A 20,186-nucleotide genomic window follows, 5' to 3' on the forward strand; every position below is an offset into this window, starting at 1 on the left:
CGTGCTACTGGCCGCAGCCGGGCTGTTTCGGCCCGCGCGCCTGCGCTGTCCAGATGGCTTTCTGGACCGCCATCTGCTGTGTGAACGCCTTGTGCGTATCGGTATAGATCAGCACCGGTAGCGGCTGCAGCGCGCGCCGGATCTGTTCGACCTGCTGCAGCGGGGTCGAGGCCTCGGCCACGACGATGACCGCGGCCAGCATCGTGTCCTTGTTCCCACCGGTGCGCTGCTTGACGGCCTTGCGCATCGCTTCCACGTCCAGCCGCGGCAGCACGACGGCCGAGGCGAGGTCGGTGCGCAGGGTCGCCTGTTCCGGGCTCAGGATGACCAGGTTGTCGCGGCTCTGGCTCTCCTGCCAGAATTCCGCAGCCGCCAGCCGCCCCAGTTGCGACGGCGCCGGTGCCTGGCCGAGCACGGGCTGGCTGGCCGCCAGCCAGGCCGGCATCCCGCCGCGCAGCACGCCGACGTCCTTGTAACCCATCTGCTTGAGCCGCGCGCACTCGGCATAGAGTTCACGCTCGGCCTTGCCATTGCCGACCAGGAGCGTCGTTTTCTCGCGCCAGTAGGGCTTGCTGTGCAGGTCTGCCAGGCTCGCCTGCATCGCGCCGTTGATGTGGTAGGCCTCGTAATCGGCAGCCGTACGCAGGTCGATCAGGACCGTGCCGGGCCGCTGCATCTTTTGCTGGACCGTGCTGACCTCGATCGCGCAGCGCATGTCGGGACGGGCCGGGATGCCGGCAGCCGCGGCGGCCGGCAGGTCGGCGCTGCGGCATGCCAACGACGCCTGCCGGATCCCTTTCAGCGCTTCGGGCATGGTGCCGCCCGGGTTGACTTGTCCGGCGGCGCCGGCGCCGCCCTGAAGGACCAGCATGGCCAGCGCGGCCAGCAGCTGGTGGCGGCGCGTGCCCGGGAGGGCAAATCTGTTCATCGGATTGAGTCCTTCTCGTCAGGTGACACCGGGAGTACTGCCGGTATTGCGGGAACAGCGGGCGGCAACGGCGCCTTGCCGTCGGCGGCCCCCGCCTCCGCCTGGACCATCAGGTTCGGCGGGTAAGTGAACAGCCATTCGGAATACTTCTGCTTGCCGCGGAAACCCGTATGCTCCGGCGCGAAGCCATCCTGCTTGACCGGCACCTCGGCCGACAGCGAATGCACGCCCGCGATGCGCCCGCCCACCAGCACCAGGCCCCATTCGCGGCCGCGGGTCATCGGGTCGACGAAGACCTTGCGCAGGTGGCGGCGCAGTCCCGGCACGCGCTTGTCCTGCAGCAGATCGTCGAGCGTGGCCGGATATTCCTTCTTGCCTGCGGTGAGCTGGCTCTCGTAATAGCGTCCCAGGGCGGTCTGGAACTGGCGGCCGATCGCCAGCAGCTCCCGTTCGCGCTCGCGCCGCGCCGCGGTGGAATCGATTTCGGCCGCCACCGTCAGGCCCAGTCCCAGCAAGGCCACCAGGAACAGCACCCACAGGTAGGTAAAGCCGCCCTGCCCCGCACGCCGGTGTCGGCCGTCAGAACGATTCATAGGCCACTCCGCCGCGGCTCGCGCCCGGCGCCCCGCTCTTGACGTCGGCGATGCCCTGCACGTCGCCGGCCGCCGGCACCAGGATCCAGGTCTGTGCCGACTCGGTGATGGGGTCGACCGGAACCGCACGCAGGTAATGCTGGGCGACCAGCTCGTCCAGCGTTTCCGGGAAGTGGCCCTTGTCGCCGGCGAACTTGTCGAGCGTGACGCGCAGCACCTGCAGGTTCTCGCGCAGCGCGGCCTCTTTCGAGTGGTGCAGCGAACCGAAGTAGCGCGGCACCGCGATGGTGAGCAGCAGGGCGACGATCGCCATCACCACCAGCAGTTCGATCAGGGTAAAGCCGGCGTGCCGGCGCAGGGTCGTGTCGGCCATCACCACTGCCGGTAAGGTATGCCGTTCAGGCCTTGCTTGTCCGAGCGCGAATAGACGTCGAACACGTCTTCCCCCTCGCTTGGCTCGTCCGGTGGCGATGCATAGCTGCGCAAGCCCCAGCTGTCTTCCGGCTCCTGGCCGCTGCCGGCCATCGGGTCGGCCGGAATGCGGCGCAGGAAATACATTTTTTGCCGGCTCGGGCTGCGCTGGTCGTCCACGCCTTCGACCAGCGCAGCCAGCGACTTCGGATAGCCCGATTCCCCCAGGCGCATTGGAATGCGGCCCTGGTCCGAGGCGCGTTTATAGGCGTCGAGCCCTTCGCGGATTTGCGCCAGCGCCGTGCGCAGGGCGTGCTCCTTCTGGCGCTGCATCGTCAGTTGCGCCAGCGGCACCGCCACCAGCACCATGACGCCCATGATGGCCAGCGTCATCATCAGTTCGATGAAGGTGAAGCCTGCAACGCGCGCGCGGACAAGCGGCTTCACGGCAGCACACGCACTACATGTTCGACCGGCAGGCCGACTGGCGTGGCCGGCGCCGGTTCGGGCGTGGCCGACAGCAGCTGCAGCTTGCCCGCGGGCGCCGCCTTGAGCGCCTTCAGGGTGACCGTCACCAGGGCGCCGCTGCCGTTGATCCCGGCATCATTGCCGGAAGCGCTCTGGCGCACCAGCGCCGTGAATACCTTGCCCTGGGCCGCATCGACGCGCTGGCTGAAGCTGGTTTTCGCACTGCCCTGCTTGAAGAAGTCACCCTCCTGCAAGCTGACCAGCTGGAACACCTGGGGATCGAAGCCGACCAGCGCCGGCAGCCCGCGCAGCGCCTGTTGGCTGTCCACGCGCAGTACCGCGCTGAACTGCTCGCCGACCTTGACCTGGGCCGGCCCCTGCCAGGCCAGGCGCACGCTGCCGCTACCGGGCACGGTGGTTACGCTGGCCGCGCTGGACACACCCGCAGCCGGCGGCGCCGCCACCGGCACCGTGACTGCCGTTCCGGAAGCCGGCGCGGCCGGAGCCGGCGCCGCAGGGGCGGCGCCCTCCTTCGTTTCGGCCGGCGCCGGCTCGGCATCCGACAGGCGCAGGCCGGCGCTGCCGATGCTGGTCTCGGTGCCCGAGTCGAATTCGGCATCGACCATGTCGGGACGGCCGATGCTGCGCACCACGTGCGGCGTGATCGACAACAGGATCTCGGTGCGCTGGGTGTCGTCCTTCTGGCTGCCGAACAGGCGCCCGGCGATCGGCAATTCGCCCACGCCAGGCAGCTTGTTGGCGGTGGAGCGGTCCTCGTCGCTGATCAGGCCAGCCAGCACCTGCGTTTCGCCGTCCTTCAGGCGCAGCACGGTGCTCGCGCCGCGGCTGCCGATCTGGTAAGCGAGCGTGCCCGAGCGGCTGACGATCTCGCGCACCAGGTTCGATACCTCCAGGTTGACCTTGATCGCCACTTCATCGTCCAGGTAGATGGTCGGCTCGACTTCCAGCTTCAGGCCGACATCGACATAGCTCACCGATTCGGAGACGAAACCGGTCGAGGTCGAGGTGGTCGTGATCACCGGCACCCGGTCGCCGATCTGGATCTTGGCCTTGTCCTTGTTGCGCACGCGGATGCGCGGGTTGGCCAGGATATTGCCGGCCTGATCTTCCTTGTTGGCCTTGATGACGGCGTTCAGCCCCGAGGCCTGGATCGTGCCGCTGTTCAGGCCACGCAGGTCGTCCAGCGTCAGCGGCACGCTGCCGATGGCCAGCGGCGACAGCGTGAGCTGGCTCGGCCACTGGATGCCGAGTTCCATCAGGCGCGAGCGCTTGACCTCCATCACCTCGACCTCGAGCATGACTTCGGAGTCGCCCAGGTCTTGCAGGGCGATGATGCGCTCGGCGATACGGATCGCTTCGGGCGTATCGCGCAGCATGATGATGCCGAGCCGCTCGTCGACCACCATGTCGCGCGTCTTGACCAGGGTCTTGATCGAATTCGACACCGCCTTGACGTCGGCGTTGGTCAAATAAAAGCTGCGCACCGCAAGGGTCTGGTATTCCTTGAGTTTTTGTGGCGTGTTCGGATAGATCAGGATCGAATTCCCGTTCAGGACCTTCTGCTCGAGCTGGTTGGTAACCAGCAGCAGCCGCAGTGCATCCTCGGTCGTCGTGTTCTTCGCGAACACGGTCGCTTTCAGGTCGGGGCGGATGTCCTTGTCATAGTAAAAATTCAGGCCCGAGACCTTGGCCACCACCTCCAGCACCGCCTTCAGGGGGGCATCGCGGAATTCGAGCGAGATCGGCTGGCGGAACTTCGCCGCCAGCTTCGTTTCCGCACGCGCATCCTTGGCGCGCGCCTCTTCCACACGCGCCTTCAGGTTCAGCGCTTCCTTCTGCTTCGGGTTTTCGGCAAGCACCGGGCGCAGCCTCTCGAGCGCATCGGCGAGGTTCGCCGTGCCGCCATTCTTCAGCAGGGACTCGGCATCGGCCACGACCTGGCGGTGGCGGCGCGCCGTCGCCAGCGACACCAGGCCCTGGCGCGCCATGACGTTGTCCGGGTCGATGGCCTGGACCTGGCGGTAGGCCTTCTCGGCATCCGTCAGGCGGCCGTCGCGGCGCGCCGTTTCGCCGGCCATCACGGACTGATTGACGAGCGAGCTACGCCGGCTCGCCAGGCCGATGCGGAACTCGGGATTCTTCGGATCGAGCCTGACCGCTTCTTCCAGCCTGGCCAGTCCCTGTTCCGTTTTCCCCTCCGCCAGCAAGGCATTCCCCTGGCGATAAGCCTGGGTGGCGCCGCAGCCCGCCAGGATTGCCGCCGCCGTTGCCGCCAGCAGGACTGTTCGCATCCACTTCATCAATGTTCTCACTTTTCGTTAAGCGTACGGCCAAGGTCGAGCGTCTGTACCTGTCCCAGCGGGAGGTAACGCAGTGTCAGGACGGCACCATCGAGGCGCTCGACCTTGTAGGTGTCTTCGATGGTGTCGCCCGCGCGCACCACGTGGTTGCGGTCGTTCTGCTGCAGGAAGACGACGCTTTGGCCGGCTTGCTCGTAACTGCCCAGTACCCGGAACGGCAGCGGCGGCGCCTGCACCGGGACGCTCGACTCCTGCGGCGCCGGCGCGGCGGCCGGGGCCGCTGCCGGCGCCGCCGACCACTGCGTCGAGCCGAACAGCTGGGCGTCTTCGGTATCGTCCGCCTTGCGCGGCCGGATTGCCAGCACCTCGACCGCGGGCGCGGCGGCGGCAGAGCGTGCCCGGGACGCACGGGCCGGCGCGGCTTCGCTGGTTGCCACCGCGGAACCGTCGTCGTCCGGCGCCATCCAGGCCGCACCCAGCGTCAGCAGCAGGGCGGCGCCGATGAGAAAACGGCGGGTACGCGGGGAGCTGCGCGAACTCATCGCAGCTCCCCGCGCGCGGCGTTACCGCCATGCGGCAGGCGGGTCAGCATGACCCACTGGATGCGTGCCTCGACGTCGGACGAACCGACATGGGCGCGCCTGAACTGCACGCTGTCGAGCGCGAGGTTGGCCTGCTTGAGCAGCGCGGCCTTCATGAAACGCTGGATCGCCGGCCCCGAACCCTTGACCGGGAAACTCATCTGGTAACGCATGAAGCCGCCCGCGATATCGGCCTGCGGCCGGTAGGTACCGCGCTGCATCGACAGGCCCTCCGCTTCGCCCAGCTCGAGCAGGGATTTCACGACGAAGGGAAGGTCTCCGTGCTGCAGCAGCTGGTCGTCGAACGCCTGCAGGCGCGCACGCGCCAGGTTGTCCTGCGTCGCCGGTGGCGTGTTTGCCGGGGTGGCGCCTCGTCCCGCAGCGGCATTGCTGGCCAGCTGCGCCGCCACACGGGCCTGCAAGGCATGTAATGCCGCCGCCTGCTGCCGCTCGGCCGCCAGCGCCAGCACGGCGCCGGCAGCGCACAGCAGGACGGCCCAGCCGGCGAACCCGAAGCGCCACGTGAAGCGGCGCACCGCCCGCCGCAGCTCGAAGCCGGCGCGCGCGAGCGCTTGCAGCATGCCGGGGCCAGTGATCAGTCGCTCCATGCGGCCTCCAGCGTGAACCGGTAAGGCCGTTCGGGCGCCGTCTCGTCGATCTCGTGCTCCACCAGGTAGGCTCCCGTGAACGGCTTGCGCTCGGCGAGGAAGGCGACATAGCGTGCCATCTCGGCGCCGGTGCGCGCTTCGGCCACGATCTTCACGCTCGACGCCTGCGTGCTCGAGCGGCTGGGGGCGGTGTTCACGCTCAGGACCGCGACGCGCAGCTCGGGCGGCGGCGCCAGCGTACGCAGGATCGCCCCGAACGGCAGGTTCAGTTCGCGGACCGCGACGTTGACCGCCTGCACCCGCGCCAGCTCCTGTGCGCTCCAGGGAAGGACGCGCGGCGCCTGGCGTGTGCGCGGCACGGCACGCGCCGCCGCTTCTTCCCATGCATGCACCTCCTGGCTCGTGCGCACTGCCTGCGCCGCCGCGCCCGCGGCCAGCAAGGCGGCACCTGCCACCAGCGCCAGCCGCGACATCGACACGGGGGGCGCGCCGGCCACAGCGTCCAGTGGATCGCGCAGATGCTGGAGCAGCGCAGCGAGGCGCAGGCCGGGCGGCACCGAAAGCGCGCCGGGGGCCGGCGGGACGGCGAGCGCCACGAACGGCAGCGGCGCCGGTGCGCCCTGCCCGGCCCGCACATCGAGCAGGCCGACATGGGCCAGCCTGCCCAGTTGCGGATCGCGCAGCGACAGGCGCTGCCAGAAGGCGAGCAAGCCGGCGTGGCCGGCCCCGGATCCGGCCACGCCGGCGCGCACGGTGAGCTCGTCGGGACAGGACCCCCCACGCACCAGCGCGAGCAGTCCGTCCTCGACCAGCGCCAGTGCCGCCAGTGCGCCATGACGCCTTGCCAGCGCCCAGCCGGCGACCGACAGCGGCAATACGGATACAAGACGGGCATCGAGGCGGGCAGCGCCCTGCGCCAGGGCGTTGACCAGGGCAGCCGGGTAATCGATCGTCAGCCGCGGCGCTCCGAACCGCGCCTCGGCCACCTTGATGGTATCGCCGCTGCCGGTATCGAAACCTGCCGCAGCCAGTTTCCCGCGCGCCGCCAGCATAAGCGCGTCGCGATCCTGCGCAGCCGGGTTCCACGGCATGGTGACGGCACCGAGCCAGCGGTCGGACACCAGGACCCGCATTGCCGTCCCGGCCGGCAAGGCCGGCAGGGCATGAAGGGCGCCAGCCAGCGCGGCCAGCGGCAGCGCCGCGCCATCGGCCAGGGCGATGTCGGCGCCTGCCAGGCTGTCCGGCTGCCACTGGCCCTGGCCGCGCACGACCGCGCAGTCGACGCGGCAGGCGCCGACGACGACCAGCAGGGTCGCGCCCGCCGGCGTGCGCCGTAGTCCGCGCAGCAAGCTAGCCGGCCACACGCAGCACCTCCTCGAGCGTGGTTTCACCGCAGGCGGCCCAGTGCAGGGCGCCCTCGCGCACCGGCTCCATGCCAGCCAGCGCGGCGCGTTCCTTGAGCGCCGAAATGGGCGCCTGGGCCACGATCATTTCGCGCAGGACGTCGTCCAGCAGCAGCACTTCGGCCACCGCGCGGCGTCCCTTGTAGCCGACGCCGCGGCAATGGCCGCAGCCGCGCCCGGCCTTGAAGGTCCAGCCCGCGACCTGCGCGGGGGTCAAGCCGGCTTCCTCCAGCTGGGCCGCGCCGGGCGTCACCGGCACTGCGCAGTGGGCGCAGTTCATGCGCAGAAGGCGCTGCGCCACGATACCGTTCAGGGCCGCGGCAAAGCTGTAGGCATCGACCCCCATGTGCAGGAAGCGTCCCAGCACGTCGAACACGTTGTTGGCGTGGACGGTGGTGAATACCAGGTGCCCGGTCAGCGCCGCCTGCACCGCGATCTGCGCGGTTTCGTCGTCGCGGATCTCGCCCACCATGATCTTGTCGGGATCGTGGCGCAGGATCGAACGCAGGCCGCGCGCAAACGTCAGGCCCTTCTTTTCGTTGACCGGGATCTGCAGCACGCGCGGCAGGCGGTACTCGACCGGGTCCTCGATCGTGACGATCTTGTCGCGCCCGGTGTGGATCTCGGTGATCGCCGCGTACAGCGTGGTGGTCTTGCCGGAACCCGTAGGACCGGTCACCAGCAGCATGCCGTGCGGCTTGGCCGCCAGCTTGCGGATAGCGGCGATCGGATGGGCGCCCAGGCCCAGGTTCTCGAGCCGCAGCGCCCGCGCCTCCTCGGTCAGCGACTGGCGGTCGAGCAGGCGCAGCACCGCATCCTCGCCGAAGATGTTCGGCATGACGGACACCCGGAAGTCGATCTCGCGCGCGTTCACGCGCACCTTGAAGCGGCCGTCCTGCGGGATACGGCGCTCGGCGATATCGAGCTCGGCCATGATCTTGATGCGCGAGATGACCTGCTCGGCCATGTCCTGCCCCTGCACCTGGGTGATCGCGACCAGCACGCCGTCGATGCGGTACAGGATGTGCAGGCAGCCGGCGTCGCACTCGAGGTGGATGTCGCTGGCCTGCAGCTTGAGCGCGTCGTAGATCGTCGAATTGACCAGCTTGACGACGGCGCTGGCATCGTCGTTGATGGTGGCCAGGGTAATGACGGCGGCCACCTCTTCGTCATTACTGCCGGCCAGTTCCGTTTCGAAGCCGTCCATCGCGCGCTGCAGGCGCTCCTGCTGGACCAGGCAGGCCTGCATGTCCTCGGGATGGGCCAGCGCGACCGTCGGCGCCGGACGCACGCCGGCGCAGCGGCGCAGCGCCCAGTCCTCGGCCGCGCCGTCGAAGGGATCGGACAGTACCAGGAAGAGTTCGCCGTCGCCGGTACGCGCCGCCAGCAGGCCGCGCTGCGCGCATTCGGTGTACGCGATGAGGTCGAAATCCGGCTGCAAGGCCTGCAAATCGTCCATCGCCAGTACCGGATAGCCGAACTGGCGGCCGACAATCGGCATCAGGACCGCCGCGGGCCAGCCGCTCACCTGTTGCAGGGCCGGCAGCAACGCTACATCCTGCTGTGCGCTGGCGGCGCGGGCCTGTTCCATCAATGCCGGCGTCAGTTCGAGCGATGGGGCGGCCTGGGTCATCGCAAGTGTCCGCCGAGGTCAAGAAGGAGTATGTGCATCAACACCACAACGATAACAATCAAGCGATTCATCCCCACCCGGGCCGTGCCACCTGGTCCACTGCCATCGCGGCGCCGGGTGAAACCTCGTCGTCGCCAATCCGGCCGTGACAGCGGATTGCGCAAACGACACAGCAACTGCAGTTGCAATATGTCAATAATAATAGAGCATCTTGCGTAATAACAATAGACAAAAACAGCGGTGGGCAACAACCTGTTGTTACCATCCGACCTTTACCGGCCAAGGCCCCGAGAACTTATGCCGGGCGGGTTATCGGGAGATATGCAGCGGCGCGCAGCGAGGATCATTGCAGGCTGCCGGCGAGGTCGAAAATCGGCATGTACATCAACACCACGACGGTGCCGACAACCAAACCGATCAGGACCATCAGCAGCGGCTCGAGCAGGCGCGATGCCCAGTCGACCCAGCGCGAGAACTCGTCGTCGGCGAAGCGCGCCGCGCGCTCGAGCATCTCGGCCATCTTGCCGGAGCGCTCGCCGACCTTCACCAGCGACTCGGCCACCTCCCCGGCCAGGCCGGCGTCGACCAGCGCGGCGGACAGGCTGTGGCCCTGTTCGATCGCCTGGCGGCATTCCAGCAGCGACTGCTGCTGCTGCGGGCCGAGCAGCCCGCCGACCATCCCCATCGCGCGCGGCAGCGCAATCCCCGAGGCCAGCAGCAGGCTCAGGGCGCGGTAGAAACGCGCCAGCCGGAATTCGCCGGCGCGCTGCGCCAGCCACGGCAGGCGCAGTACCTGTGCCAGCAGCCAGGAGCGGCCGCGTGCCTGGCCCAGGGCCCAGGCCAGCGCGGCGAAGCCGGTCACGAAGGTGGCCAGCCCCAGCTGCCAGTGCTGGTAGAGCACCTTTCCGAAGGCCAGCAACATGGCCGACATCCAGGGCAGTTCGCGTCCCGACGACTCGTACACGACCGAAAAGCGCGGCACCACATACCCGAGCAGGAACAGGGTCACGAAGCCGCCCACGGCCAGCAGCATGGCGGGATAGATGGCGGCCGACACCAGCTTCTTGCGCAGCGACTCGAACTGGGACTGGTAGGCGATGTAGCGCGCCAGCGCCTGCGGCAGGTCGCCGGTGCGCTCGGAGGCGCGCACAGTGGCCACGTAGACCTCGGAGAAGTGCTGCGGCGCGGCCGCCAGCACGTCGGACAGGTTGCGGCCTTCGCGCAGGGCCTGCAGCAGCCGGGCCAGCACCGCGCGCACCGCCGGCACCCGTTCCTTGGCGTGCAGCGTCGAGATGGCCTCGGCCAGGTTCATGCCGGCCTCGAGCAGGGCCAGCAGCTCCTGGCTGAACAGGATCAGCGGGAAGCGCGCATGCGCCGCCGAAGCAGGCGCTGCAGCGCGGGTGTCCGCCTCGACCGCCAGCACGCGCATGCCGCGCGCCTGCGCCTTGCGGGTGGCCTCGGCGGCGCTGGTGTCGGCAAACTCCAGCACCTGCACCTGTCCGTCCGCGCCCTGCACTTTCAGCCGCAAGCGCGCGGCGGCGCTGTCCGCCGGCCGATCCACACCCATCATTGCTGTTCCAATCCAGCCCTCGGGCTGCTCGAGCTTGCCGTCAGCCTCATGGCTGGACCACTACATTCCATTTGAAACCGATGCCCAGCTCGAACACCACCTGTGGCACAGGGAAGCGTGCGCGCACGACGATCGTGTCGGCCGTCTTCGCGGTGTCGCCCTCGCCGGTGGCGCCGAACAACAGCGTGTCGTCCACCGCCTGCATGCCCAGCGGCAGCTGGCGCAGCACCGCGCTGACACCGCCGACGCTGCTGCCCGCGTTGGTCAGGACCGCGCCCAGCGTGTACTCCCAGGTGCCGGCATCGACCTTGCGCTGGCTAGCCACCTTCAGCCCGCAGATATGCAGCTTCGGATTGTTGGTGGTATTGCGGAAGTCGGCATTGTCGGCATTGACCACGCTCACCGGCTTGCCCGACAGGCCGATATAGTTCGGATCGACCGACTGCGCCTTGCCGGACGTGACCTGGTAGGTCTCGTTGCCGTCGCGTGCGCAGTCGTTCTGTCCGGTGAGCGTCACCGCCTGGCTGACCGACCAGTTCTGCGGCGTGAAGGTCAGGCTTGCCGGCGACACCGTGCCTTCGCGCGGGTCGCTGCTCGACAGCGGCACCACCACGTCGGCGCTCGGGGCGCGGCCCAGGCGCAGGTTGAAAGCGGCGGTCTTGCCCTCCTCCGACGTGCGCAGGTTGTTGCCGGCGGTGACGACAATGCTGCCCGACTGCACCGCCGCAGGAATCACCACGGCGCCCGGCGCATAGGCCTTGCCCACGCCCTTCGCGTTGTAGATCACCGCATACACGTAATACGCGCCCGGCGGCAGGATCGTCACGTCCCACACGTAGCTGCCGCTCTGCCTGCCGGCGGCCTGGCGCAGGCCGTCGACGATCAGGCTGCCGGCATAGCCCGACTGGCTGGCGCTGTAGTACAGCGCCACGGTCGGCTCGATGTTCGGGTCGGTACCTTCCCAGCGGATCGTGACCTGCTTGCGCTCGCCCACCAGCTCCGGCACCATCGGCACCGCCGGCGCGGTCACCGCGATGGTCGGATCCTGGAACGGCGCGGTGCTCACGTACAGGACCGCCGGGGCGCTCCAGGCACTCTGCGCCTCATGCACGTCGAGTGCCCGCACGCGCCACCAGTGGGTCGTCTTGTCGGCCAGCTGCACCGGCACAATCAGGCCCGTGTTCGGGGACACCGCGTCGGCCACCTTGTTGCGCAGGCCGTCGTCGGTGTACACCTCGAACTGGTAGCGCACCGCTTCGTTCTCGGGATCGAGCACCGGGTTCGCTTCCAGGCCAGGCTGCTGGGCCGCGCTCCAGGCACCGTTGCCGGGATTGCGCACGGTTGGCGCCGGCGGCGCATCGTTGACCGCGTTCATCAGGAACTCGCCCACCACCCAGGCCGACTCCGCGCGGCCATCCTGCGCCTTGACGCGCCACCAGTAGCGTTTGTTCTCCACCAGCGCCGGCGTGACCCAGCGCGTGTTGCCGGTGCCGCTGCCGATCACCTGGCCGGAGCTGCGCTTGTCGCCCGAATCGAAGGTGTTGACGGTATCGATTTCGAACACATAGGTCAGCAGGTCGTTGTCGGCGTCGACGCTGTTCTGCAGCACCAGCTCCGGCGTCAGGGTGGTGCTCTGCCCTCCAATCGCCGGATTCAGCAGGATTGGTGCCGACGGCGCGACGTTGCCGGTGTTGACAATGAAGGGGCGCGCCGGCGTCGGGGTCTGGGCGCCGAGTGCGTCAAGGGCGACGACGCGCCAGAAGTACTTGCCATGGTTCGTCAACGCCACCGGCACGGTCCAGCCGGTCGACCCCGACGGGTCCTCGGCCAGGCCGGCGGCCTGCGCCACAACCTCGGTCAGCGCCTCATTGCCGAACACGGTCACGGCATAGGTGATGGCGTCCCCGTCCTTGTCGGCACTGTTGGTCCAGCCCAGCACCGGGTTCAGGCTCGCGGCTTCCGCGTTCGGCGCCGGGCTGGTGAGGTTGAAGGCGTCCGGGGCGTCGTTGAAGGTGTTGACGAAGAAGTGCGCGTTCACCCATGCGCTGTACAGGCTGCCGTCGAAGCCGCGGGCACGCCACCAGTAGCGCGTGTTGTCGTTCAGGTTGTCGGGCAGCGTCCAGCGGGTTGGCGCCACCGTCGATCCGTCGCTGCCAGGCGCCGGTCCGGCGCGGTCGACCATGGCACTGGCCACCAGCTGGGTACCCGCCTCGTCGGCGTAGACCTCGAACTGGACCTGGGTAGTCGGGTCCTGCGGCGCGGTCGGGGTCTGCACCGACAGTTCCGGCTTCAGGCGCGTGACCTGGGCGCCGGCCAGCGGCGCCGCGATGGCCGGCATGCCCGGTCCTGGCGGCGGCTTCGCGACTTCCACTTTGATGTTCGCGGCGCGCACCGCGCCCAGGGTGCCGTCGTTGGCGGAATAACTGATCATGTAACTGCCCGCCATGCCCTTCGCCGGCGTCCAGTCGAAGACGGCGCGCGTCAGGCCGGGCGCCTGCGGATCAGCCGCCTGCTGCGTGAAGCGGGCGCCGGTCGGCAGCGGCGCCGCCGACAGCGTCACCGGCCGGCCGTCAGGGCTGCTGGCTTCGACGATGAAGGACACCTGCTTGGTCTCTTCGGTGACATGCTCGGGAATGAATTGCAGGACCGGCGGCCGCGGGGCGGACGAGGGCGCGGTGAACTCGGTGGCGTACACGCCGCTGGAATTGACGTCGAACAGGTTGATCCAGTATTCCCACTGCTTGGTTTGCTCATTGCGCGTGCGCGAGAGCCAGACGTTTTCGCCGGCCAGCTGCTTGGCGTCGGAGCGGGTTATCTTGCCGAGTGCCTTGGTGCCGTTGAAGGGATCGCGCAGCTTGACGTAGGCAAAGCCGGCGGTGGGCGGGAAAGCCAGGCGGTAGTTGCCGGTCGCCGGGTCGACAGCGAGCGTGGCGACGCCGCTGCGGTCGATCACTTCGGTGTCGGCGCCGTCGGACTCGTAGACACGGACGACGTCGCCGTCGCGCGCCAGGAAGTCGCGTACGAAGTCGCGGCCCGGCAAGTCGACCCGCACGTCGCGGATCAGGAAGTGGGCATTGGTGGCCTGCAGGATCGAGGTCAACGCACCGCCGAGTTCATCGGCATGGCTGAAGCGCGCGGTGAATTCGGTGAACTTACCTGCCAGGGTTGTTTCCATGTTCCAGCGGCCCATCTTGCTGGTATTGCCGGCAATGTCGCCAAAATTAATGAGCAGCGAATTTTGCGTGGGCGCGTCGTTGAGATAGCTGCCGGTCAGGGTGAAATTGATCAGGAGACCCTGGTTGTTTTCGACGATTTTCGGCTGCGCGGAATCGATCTTCAGGTTTTTTGCGGTCGCCAGGCCATTGTTCTTGACGCGCACGCCCAGCGTGAACGGCTCGACCGGCTCGATGGCCGCAGTCAGCGGGTCGTCGGCCAGCACGTCCTGCGTCAGGAAGTAGTCGAGGGTGAGCAGCGGCAGCGGCTTGACCGTGATGACGTCGGGCGCCACGTCCAGCACCGACTCCTCGCCGCCGTACTTGTACTTGAGGGTGGCGCCGACCAGGTATTTCTTGCCCAGCGGGTTGACGCCGGCCGAACCGGGCGCCGGGATCAGGAGCCAGTTGATGATGCTGGTGGTCTTCGGGTTGACGGTACCGGTGCCGGTCACGTCCGAGATGTTCTGCTTGTTCGACAGACGCACGAAAAACTTGGCCGAGGTGTCGTTCGGATTGTCGCTGACCACAACCGGGGTGCCGTTCTCGTCGGTGACCTTGACCACCACCGAGACGTTTTCGATGACGCCGGTATCGGTGGTGTTATTGATGCGCATTTCGGCATCGAAGGCCTGGCGTTCGAGCGTCAGCTCCTGCTTGATCTCGATCTTGACCTTGGCGCACACGGTTTCCTGGGCCTGGACGGTCGGCAGCGCGAGCGACAGCAGCAAGGTGGCCGCCAGCCGCCGCGCGGATTGGAAACTGGCGCGGGCACTGCGCTTCGTGGTGGGCATCGTTGTCGTCATCATCGCTCGTCCGTATCGCTCAATTCATTCGTCGTTCCAGGGCGCCTGCGCCTGCCGCGCCCAGGCGGCATCAGCACTGGTCATCGTCGGGGCAGGCGTGGCGGTCTTCGCCCTCCTGGACATGCCAGGTCCCGTCATCCAGTCCGGCCTCGATGATGCGCCAGGCGGCATCCGCGTCGACCTCCCCCGGAATATGCACCGCCACCAGTTGCTCGCCGTCCATCGGATTGCTTTCGTAGCTGCAGCCGATGCCGCGCAGGCTTTCCAGCAGCGCCTGCGCGCGGGCCGCGTGCGCGTTTTCGAACAGCACCCGGTACAGGGAATGGGGCGACTTGGCGACCGTGCGAACGTACTGGTAGATGCCCGGCGAGACCGGCGTGGCCTCGACCAGGTCGCCGAAATTCACCCCCTTCAGGAAAAATGGGTAGTTATCGAGCACGAAGCCGCCGGGTACGGGCGTGGCCCACAGGCCCTCGGTGCCCTCGTCCGATTCGAACATTACTTTCACTTGTGTCATCACAGTCCTTTTTTCTGGCGGTAGGCGTCGTCGCTCAAGCCGCCCTTGTCGAGATTGCAGGCCTGGCAGGTCGTCTGCAAGTTGCCTGCATCGTTGCCGCCGCCGTCCTTCACCGAGGTCTTGTGGTCGCCGTTGTAACGGTTCGGCTGCGGCTTCTGCGACCTGACGGTCGGAACGCCACAGTACACGCAGTCCGGATTGGCGAGATGGTTATCGTGATTCATCTTACGCGGGAACTCGACGCCCTTGCCGCGACCGCAGTTGTGGACCAGTTGCCCGTCGTCGCCCGCGAAGAAGGTATGCGCGTTGGCGACTTCGATGTTGAAGACGCGGATGACCTGCTGCTCGGTGCGCACCGACAGGATCCGCACGGTCTTGCCGGCCGGCGCGTCGGGGTCTCCCTTGAGCAGCAGCTGGCCACCCTTCTTGAGCAGGATGGCATCACGCCAGCCTTCGGTGGTACGGAACGGGTGACCCTGGGTCGCGGTGAGCGTCTGGCCATTGGCCAGCGTCAGGTGCACCAGCGTATGCGATTTCAGGCTGGTGAAGACGTCGGTCACCTTTTCGTAGCTCAGGCGCTGGTCATGGCGCGCCTGTCCCCCCTTGTCCTTCCACTCGGAGAAGGCCAGCACCTCGTCGCCCACCTTCAGTTCGCTGATCGCCTTGCGTTCGCTCCTGGCGGTCATGGCCAGCTCGTCGGCCGCGCCCAGCGGCTTGACGTGCACCACGGTGTCGGCCGGGAAGCTGTTGAAATTGCAGGCTGCGTCCTTGGCGCGCTTGCCCCAATTGCCCATGCGTCCCAGCGGGCCGAGCACGCAGCTCATCGCGCAGCCTTTGGCGCTGTCGCCGAAATTGTTGCAGTCTCCGGTCAGCGCATTGACGGCCACGTCTTCCAGCATGCACTCGGCCACGCAGACGGCATACGCCGCGCACATCGGGCATTCTCCGGTTGGGTCGCTGAGATTGACCGGGTTCGCTTCGGCATAGCGGTACTTGTTATTGCCACCGGCGATGCCGAGCGGGTCCTGCGTCGTGTAGCGGCCGGTGGCCGGATCGTAGTAACGGCGGTAGTTGTAATGCAGTCCGGTTTCAGGGTCTTCGAACTGGCCCGGCAGGCGCAGGCTGCTCTCGATGGTCGGCGCGTCGGCGCTCGCGGCCGGGGTCGTGATCGTGGCACGGCCGTAGGCGTCGTAGACGGCGGCCCAGACCACCCTGCCGGCCTTGTCGGTCGCCTGCAGCGGCGTACCAAGCCCATCGTTGTGATAGTAGGCGACGCTGGCGGCACCATTGCTGTTCCTGGTCTTGACGAACAGCACGCCGCTGCTGAATTCGGCATCGGGGCGCAGGCCGTACTGCGTCACCAGGGCCGGACTGCTGCCGGCGGCGACACTGCCGTCGTCCGCGAGGGCGATGTCCTGGGTCGCTTCGGCCACCAGTCCTTCGTCGGCGTACAGGTAGAAACTGCGCTTCGCTTGCGCGAGGGCGCTGCCGTCCCTGGCGCGGAACTGCTCGCGCCAGATCCTCCGGTCCAGCGGGTCGTAGCCGTAGCGGGCCACCAGGTTGCCGGCGCCATCGGTCACCTGCGCCAGCCGGTTCTGGGTATCGTATTCGTAGCGCGTGATCCTGTTGCCCGGCTCGGTCATCTGGACCAGGTTGCCGGCGGCGTCGTACTGGTAGGCGGTGGCGGCGGCGCCGCTGCCGCGCTGGACCAGGCGGTTGTTGGCATCGTAGACCCAGGCGCCGCTGATCTTGCTGTGCTCGATCCGGTTACCGAGCGCGTCGAGCGTGAAGGTTTCGGTGTCGTTGCCGAAGACTGCGCCGGCCGTGCTGGCGGCCTCGGTCAGGCGGGTGGCTGCATCGTATTTGAAGGTGGTCGACTTGCCGTTGCTGACGCCGCCCGCAGTGTCGGTGCGTGCACTGGTCTTCAGCTCGAGCACCTTGCCGTAGGTATTGGCCAGGTCGAGTACCGTCTGCTGCTCTGCCGTCTTGACCCGCAGGGCTTCCAGATTGAGCATCCCGTCCAGGGTGCGCTCCTGGATCGCGCCGCCAGGCAGCTGGACCGTGGCCGGAGCGAGCCACTTGAAGGCCGTCACGGCCAGATTGCCCTCGCCGGGAATCGTCACGTCCTGCAGTTCGTTGTGCGCACTGTAGCCATAGCCGATCCGCATGCCGTCGGGCCAGGTGATCTCGAGCTTGTTGCCGGCCGGGCTGTAGGTGTAGCCGTAGCTCAGGCTATAGCCGCCCGGGTAGGTCACAGTTTCGGCGGTCTTGCGGCCGGCGTCGTCGAACACCCGGCTATTGCCGCTGGTCTGGGCGCGCTCGTGGTCAGTGTCGGTCCAGGCCTGCAGGTTGTCTTCCGCGTCCCAGGTATAGGTGGTGGTACGCGCGAGCATGTTGCCCTGCCGATACTGGCGCGCCTCGGTGACCCGGTTGGCGCCGTCATAGGTCAGCACCAGCCGCGCTCCGTTGGCGCTGACGCGTTCGCTCAGGTTGCCCGCTTCATTGAACGCATAGGTAGTGGCCTGTCCCAGCGGCAGCACTTCCTTGACCATCTGGTCGTTGCGGTTGAATTCGAACTTGTTGACGTTGCCCTTGGCATCCGTGATCTGGATCAGGTTCCCGCGCAAGTCGTACAGTCCGCGCGTCTTGTTACCGAGGCTATCGGTCCACTCGGTAAGTTGTCCCAGTGGGTTATAGACGAAGAAAGCCGTCTTGCCGTTGGCGTCGGTCTGGCTTTGCACTTCACCGCGCCTGGTGTACTCGGTTCCACTGACCAGGCCTTCGGTGCCCTGGCTGTTCGGATTGAGCACGGTATCGGTCGTGGGCCGTTCGCGCTGGTCGTAACGCTGGCGCTGGATGAACGTCGGGTAGGCGATCTCGGTCGGGTCCTGCAGCGAGCCGAGCGCCCCTGCGGCCGAACCGTCGGGCAGGTTGTAGCTGAAACGGGTGACGTTGCCCATGCCGTCGACCTGTTTCGACAGGCGCAGGAAATTGTCGAATTCGGCAATGCTCGTCCGGCCGTCTTCGTCGGTCTCCGAAACAGGCAGGCCCTGTCCGTTGTACTGCACCCGGTAGACCCCGCCGACGGCATTCACCGTCCGCAAGTGCCGGTTCATCGCGTCGTAGCTCGACTGGACGACCTTGGCACGTGCATCCGTGATCGTGACGACGTTGCCGACCTTGTCGTACTGGTACGTACGGGTGCGGCCGAGCGCATCGATCGCGGCGATCATGTTGCCGCCCGCGTCGAGCTGGTATCGCGTGGTGAACCCGCGCGGATCGGTAAAGCTCACCAGGTTGCCGGCGTGGTCATACGCGTACTGGCGCACCGCGCCTTCCGGGTCCGTCGTCTTCTTCAACTGGCCGAGCGCATCGTATTCGATCTTCCAGGTCGCGTCCGGCGTGACGGTGCCGTTGGCCTCGGTGCCGCCCTTGCGCGTGACTTGCACCACCTGGCCAAGTCCGTTGCGGGTGTGCTCGGTGATCCGCTCGACCGGGGTACCGGCCGCCTGCACCAGGCGGACCAGGTTGCCGCGGGCGTCGTGCTGGTACTGGCTCTTGTACCCTAGCTCGTCGATCGTTTCGGTCAGGCCAAGGTGTTGCGCCGAATACACCCGCTTGCGGGTCGAACCGTCGGGCAGCACCACCTCGACCACCTGGTCGAACTCGTTGTTCGTGATCCGGGTCGCGAAGCCGCGTGCGTTGGTCTCGACGCGGGTGCGCGCGGCGGTGTCGTAGCGCACCTCGATGTCGGGGCGGCCGTTGGTCAGCACGCGCACCAGCTTGCCCACGCGGTTGTGGGTGAAGTCTTCGACGCGGCGGCCGGCGGCCGTTTCCGGGCCGGTGATCTTGCTGACGAACTGCTTATTGGTGTCGTCGTAGTCGAAGACGTAATCGGTCACCGCGCCGTCGGGCGTGGTGCGTTTTTTCACCATCTCGCCGGCATAGGCCAACTGCTCGACGCGCCCTTCGGGGTCGGTGATCCTGACGATCCGGTTGGATGCGTCGTACTCGTATTTCGTGAGGTTGCCGCGCGCGTCGGTGACCTCGGTCAGCCGGTTCGCCGTGTCATAGGTGTACTTGACCACGTGGGCCTGGTCGTTCGAGCCGGCGGCGTAGTCGCGTACTTCGGTAATCAGGTCGCCTGTGTAGTGCAGGCTGTAGACCACGCGGCCGTTGGCATCGACCACGCCGCGCAGTACGCCGTCGCTGTCGCGCAGCATCCAGACGATGTTGTCGTTCTTGTCGCCCCAGGCGGCAACCAGGCCCTGGGTGTCGTAGTCGATCCAGTCGCCGCCCTTGTCGATCCAGCGGAAGCCCTTCTGGTTGACCACCGGTGCCAGCGCGATGCTGCCGGCGGCCAGGCTGGCGTACTGGCTGGCCGCGGATGCTGGCGGCAGCTGGCGGATCGCGCGCTTTTCCAGGATCGCGCGGTTGCTGAACGCGTAGCGGCCCTCTTCGCCCAGGTACAGCTCGTTGGCGCGGCGGATGCCTTCGACGTCGCGTACCGCGCTGGCGCCGCTGCTAGAGCTGCCTGCGCACAGGCTGGCATAATCGACCGACACCCGCTGCGCCGGCGCGTAGTCGCTGCGCGACTCGCCCATCGTCCGGTTGAACGGCGTGGTACGCACCGCCATCATCGGCCCTGCCTGCGGCACGCCGCTGATCGTGGTCGTGCCAGCCGTCGGCTGCCAGTTCTCGTCGACCCAGACCCAGCAGCCGCCATCGCTGCCGCTGCCGCCGCTGCTGACCAGCGTACCGCCGCTACCGGCGCCGGTCGCGCTGCCCAGCGTGGTGTCCGCGGTCTGGCTCCCCGTCATATTCTTCCACGACTGCGACAGGCTTTCCCATTGCGGGTTGAACTTCCACTCCTGGCCGTCCCAGACGCGCATCCAGCGCACCATGCCGGCTGTGCTGGCGACCCGCAGGTCGTCCTGCGCGATGTTGGCGTAGCCGTTCGGCACCGTCACGGCGGCGCCGGTGCGCACCACCCCGGCCGCAGCCGGCACCAGGATGGCGATTGCCGACAGGGCCAACGCCAGCGGGCGGAGCGCGCGCGCCAAGCGTTTTCCGATGGCGCCGTTCGAACCGGCGCCGCCCACGACAGGAGTATGCAGTTTATTCATCGGTTTTTT

At 67.6% G+C, this 20,186-nt stretch carries 13 protein-coding genes; all 13 read right to left on the minus strand.

Going from position 1 to position 20,186, the window contains the following annotated elements; all coding sequences use genetic code 11:
* Positions 1–4: 4 nt before the first annotated feature.
* Positions 5–928 carry a rhodanese-like domain-containing protein gene (locus NMB41_RS22410; protein ID WP_494379979.1) on the minus strand — a complete coding sequence of 308 codons (924 nt, stop codon included), beginning with the start codon at positions 926–928 and terminating at the stop codon, positions 5–7.
* A complete protein-coding gene (locus NMB41_RS22415) occupies positions 925–1,521 on the minus strand; it encodes a type II secretion system protein (protein WP_494379980.1) in 597 nt (198 codons plus the stop codon). Before NMB41_RS22415 ends, NMB41_RS22410 begins: the two co-directional genes overlap by 4 nt.
* Positions 1,508–1,894, minus strand: a complete 387-nt coding sequence (locus tag NMB41_RS22420) for a type II secretion system protein (protein ID WP_494379981.1) — start codon at positions 1,892–1,894, stop codon at positions 1,508–1,510. Before NMB41_RS22420 ends, NMB41_RS22415 begins: the two co-directional genes overlap by 14 nt.
* On the minus strand, positions 1,894–2,379 hold the full coding sequence (locus tag NMB41_RS22425) for a prepilin-type N-terminal cleavage/methylation domain-containing protein (RefSeq protein ID WP_494379982.1): 486 nt from the start codon (positions 2,377–2,379) through the stop codon (positions 1,894–1,896). The genes NMB41_RS22420 and NMB41_RS22425 overlap by 1 nt, the downstream gene beginning before the upstream one ends.
* On the minus strand, positions 2,376–4,712 hold the full coding sequence (locus tag NMB41_RS22430; RefSeq protein WP_494379983.1) for a secretin GspD/PilQ domain-containing protein: 2,337 nt from the start codon (positions 4,710–4,712) through the stop codon (positions 2,376–2,378). Before NMB41_RS22430 ends, NMB41_RS22425 begins: the two co-directional genes overlap by 4 nt.
* Before the next feature lie 17 nt (positions 4,713–4,729).
* Complete coding sequence (locus tag NMB41_RS22435; protein ID WP_494379984.1) at positions 4,730–5,263, minus strand: hypothetical protein; 534 nt, start codon at positions 5,261–5,263, stop codon at positions 4,730–4,732.
* A complete protein-coding gene (locus tag NMB41_RS22440) occupies positions 5,260–5,910 on the minus strand; it encodes a hypothetical protein (RefSeq protein ID WP_494379985.1) in 651 nt (216 codons plus the stop codon). Before NMB41_RS22440 ends, NMB41_RS22435 begins: the two co-directional genes overlap by 4 nt.
* Positions 5,898–7,274, minus strand: a complete 1,377-nt coding sequence (locus NMB41_RS22445) for a hypothetical protein (protein ID WP_494379986.1) — start codon at positions 7,272–7,274, stop codon at positions 5,898–5,900. Before NMB41_RS22445 ends, NMB41_RS22440 begins: the two co-directional genes overlap by 13 nt.
* Positions 7,261–8,946, minus strand: a complete 1,686-nt coding sequence (locus NMB41_RS22450; protein ID WP_494379987.1) for a GspE/PulE family protein — start codon at positions 8,944–8,946, stop codon at positions 7,261–7,263. The genes NMB41_RS22445 and NMB41_RS22450 overlap by 14 nt, the downstream gene beginning before the upstream one ends.
* 343 nt (positions 8,947–9,289) lie before the next feature.
* Positions 9,290–10,516, minus strand: a complete 1,227-nt coding sequence (locus NMB41_RS22455; RefSeq protein WP_494379988.1) for a type II secretion system F family protein — start codon at positions 10,514–10,516, stop codon at positions 9,290–9,292.
* Positions 10,517–10,562: 46 nt separating this feature from the next.
* Complete coding sequence (locus NMB41_RS22460; protein ID WP_494379989.1) at positions 10,563–14,534, minus strand: fibronectin type III domain-containing protein; 3,972 nt, start codon at positions 14,532–14,534, stop codon at positions 10,563–10,565.
* 70 nt (positions 14,535–14,604) lie between these two features.
* Positions 14,605–15,033 carry a DUF4265 domain-containing protein gene (locus NMB41_RS22465; protein ID WP_494379990.1) on the minus strand — a complete coding sequence of 143 codons (429 nt, stop codon included), beginning with the start codon at positions 15,031–15,033 and terminating at the stop codon, positions 14,605–14,607.
* Positions 15,034–15,050: 17 nt separating this feature from the next.
* Entirely contained in the window at positions 15,051–20,177 is a 5,127-nt protein-coding gene (locus NMB41_RS22470; protein ID WP_494379991.1) for an RHS repeat-associated core domain-containing protein, read from the minus strand.
* Between the last annotated feature and the right edge of the window lie 9 nt (positions 20,178–20,186).

The organism is Massilia sp. FBCC-B171, assembly GCF_059134155.1.

Coding starts and splice junctions, on each gene's coding strand:
- NMB41_RS22410 (WP_494379979.1), bottom strand. CDS start 928: ATGAACAGATTTGCCCTCCCGGGCACGCGCCGCCACCAGCTGCTGGCC.
- NMB41_RS22415 (WP_494379980.1), bottom strand. CDS start 1,521: ATGAATCGTTCTGACGGCCGACACCGGCGTGCGGGGCAGGGCGGCTTT.
- NMB41_RS22420 (WP_494379981.1), bottom strand. CDS start 1,894: ATGGCCGACACGACCCTGCGCCGGCACGCCGGCTTTACCCTGATCGAA.
- NMB41_RS22430 (WP_494379983.1), bottom strand. CDS start 4,712: ATGCGAACAGTCCTGCTGGCGGCAACGGCGGCGGCAATCCTGGCGGGC.
- NMB41_RS22435 (WP_494379984.1), bottom strand. CDS start 5,263: ATGAGTTCGCGCAGCTCCCCGCGTACCCGCCGTTTTCTCATCGGCGCC.
- NMB41_RS22440 (WP_494379985.1), bottom strand. CDS start 5,910: ATGGAGCGACTGATCACTGGCCCCGGCATGCTGCAAGCGCTCGCGCGC.
- NMB41_RS22450 (WP_494379987.1), bottom strand. CDS start 8,946: ATGACCCAGGCCGCCCCATCGCTCGAACTGACGCCGGCATTGATGGAA.
- NMB41_RS22455 (WP_494379988.1), bottom strand. CDS start 10,516: ATGATGGGTGTGGATCGGCCGGCGGACAGCGCCGCCGCGCGCTTGCGG.
- NMB41_RS22460 (WP_494379989.1), bottom strand. CDS start 14,534: ATGACGACAACGATGCCCACCACGAAGCGCAGTGCCCGCGCCAGTTTC.
- NMB41_RS22465 (WP_494379990.1), bottom strand. CDS start 15,033: ATGTTCGAATCGGACGAGGGCACCGAGGGCCTGTGGGCCACGCCCGTA.
- NMB41_RS22470 (WP_494379991.1), bottom strand. CDS start 20,177: ATGAATAAACTGCATACTCCTGTCGTGGGCGGCGCCGGTTCGAACGGC.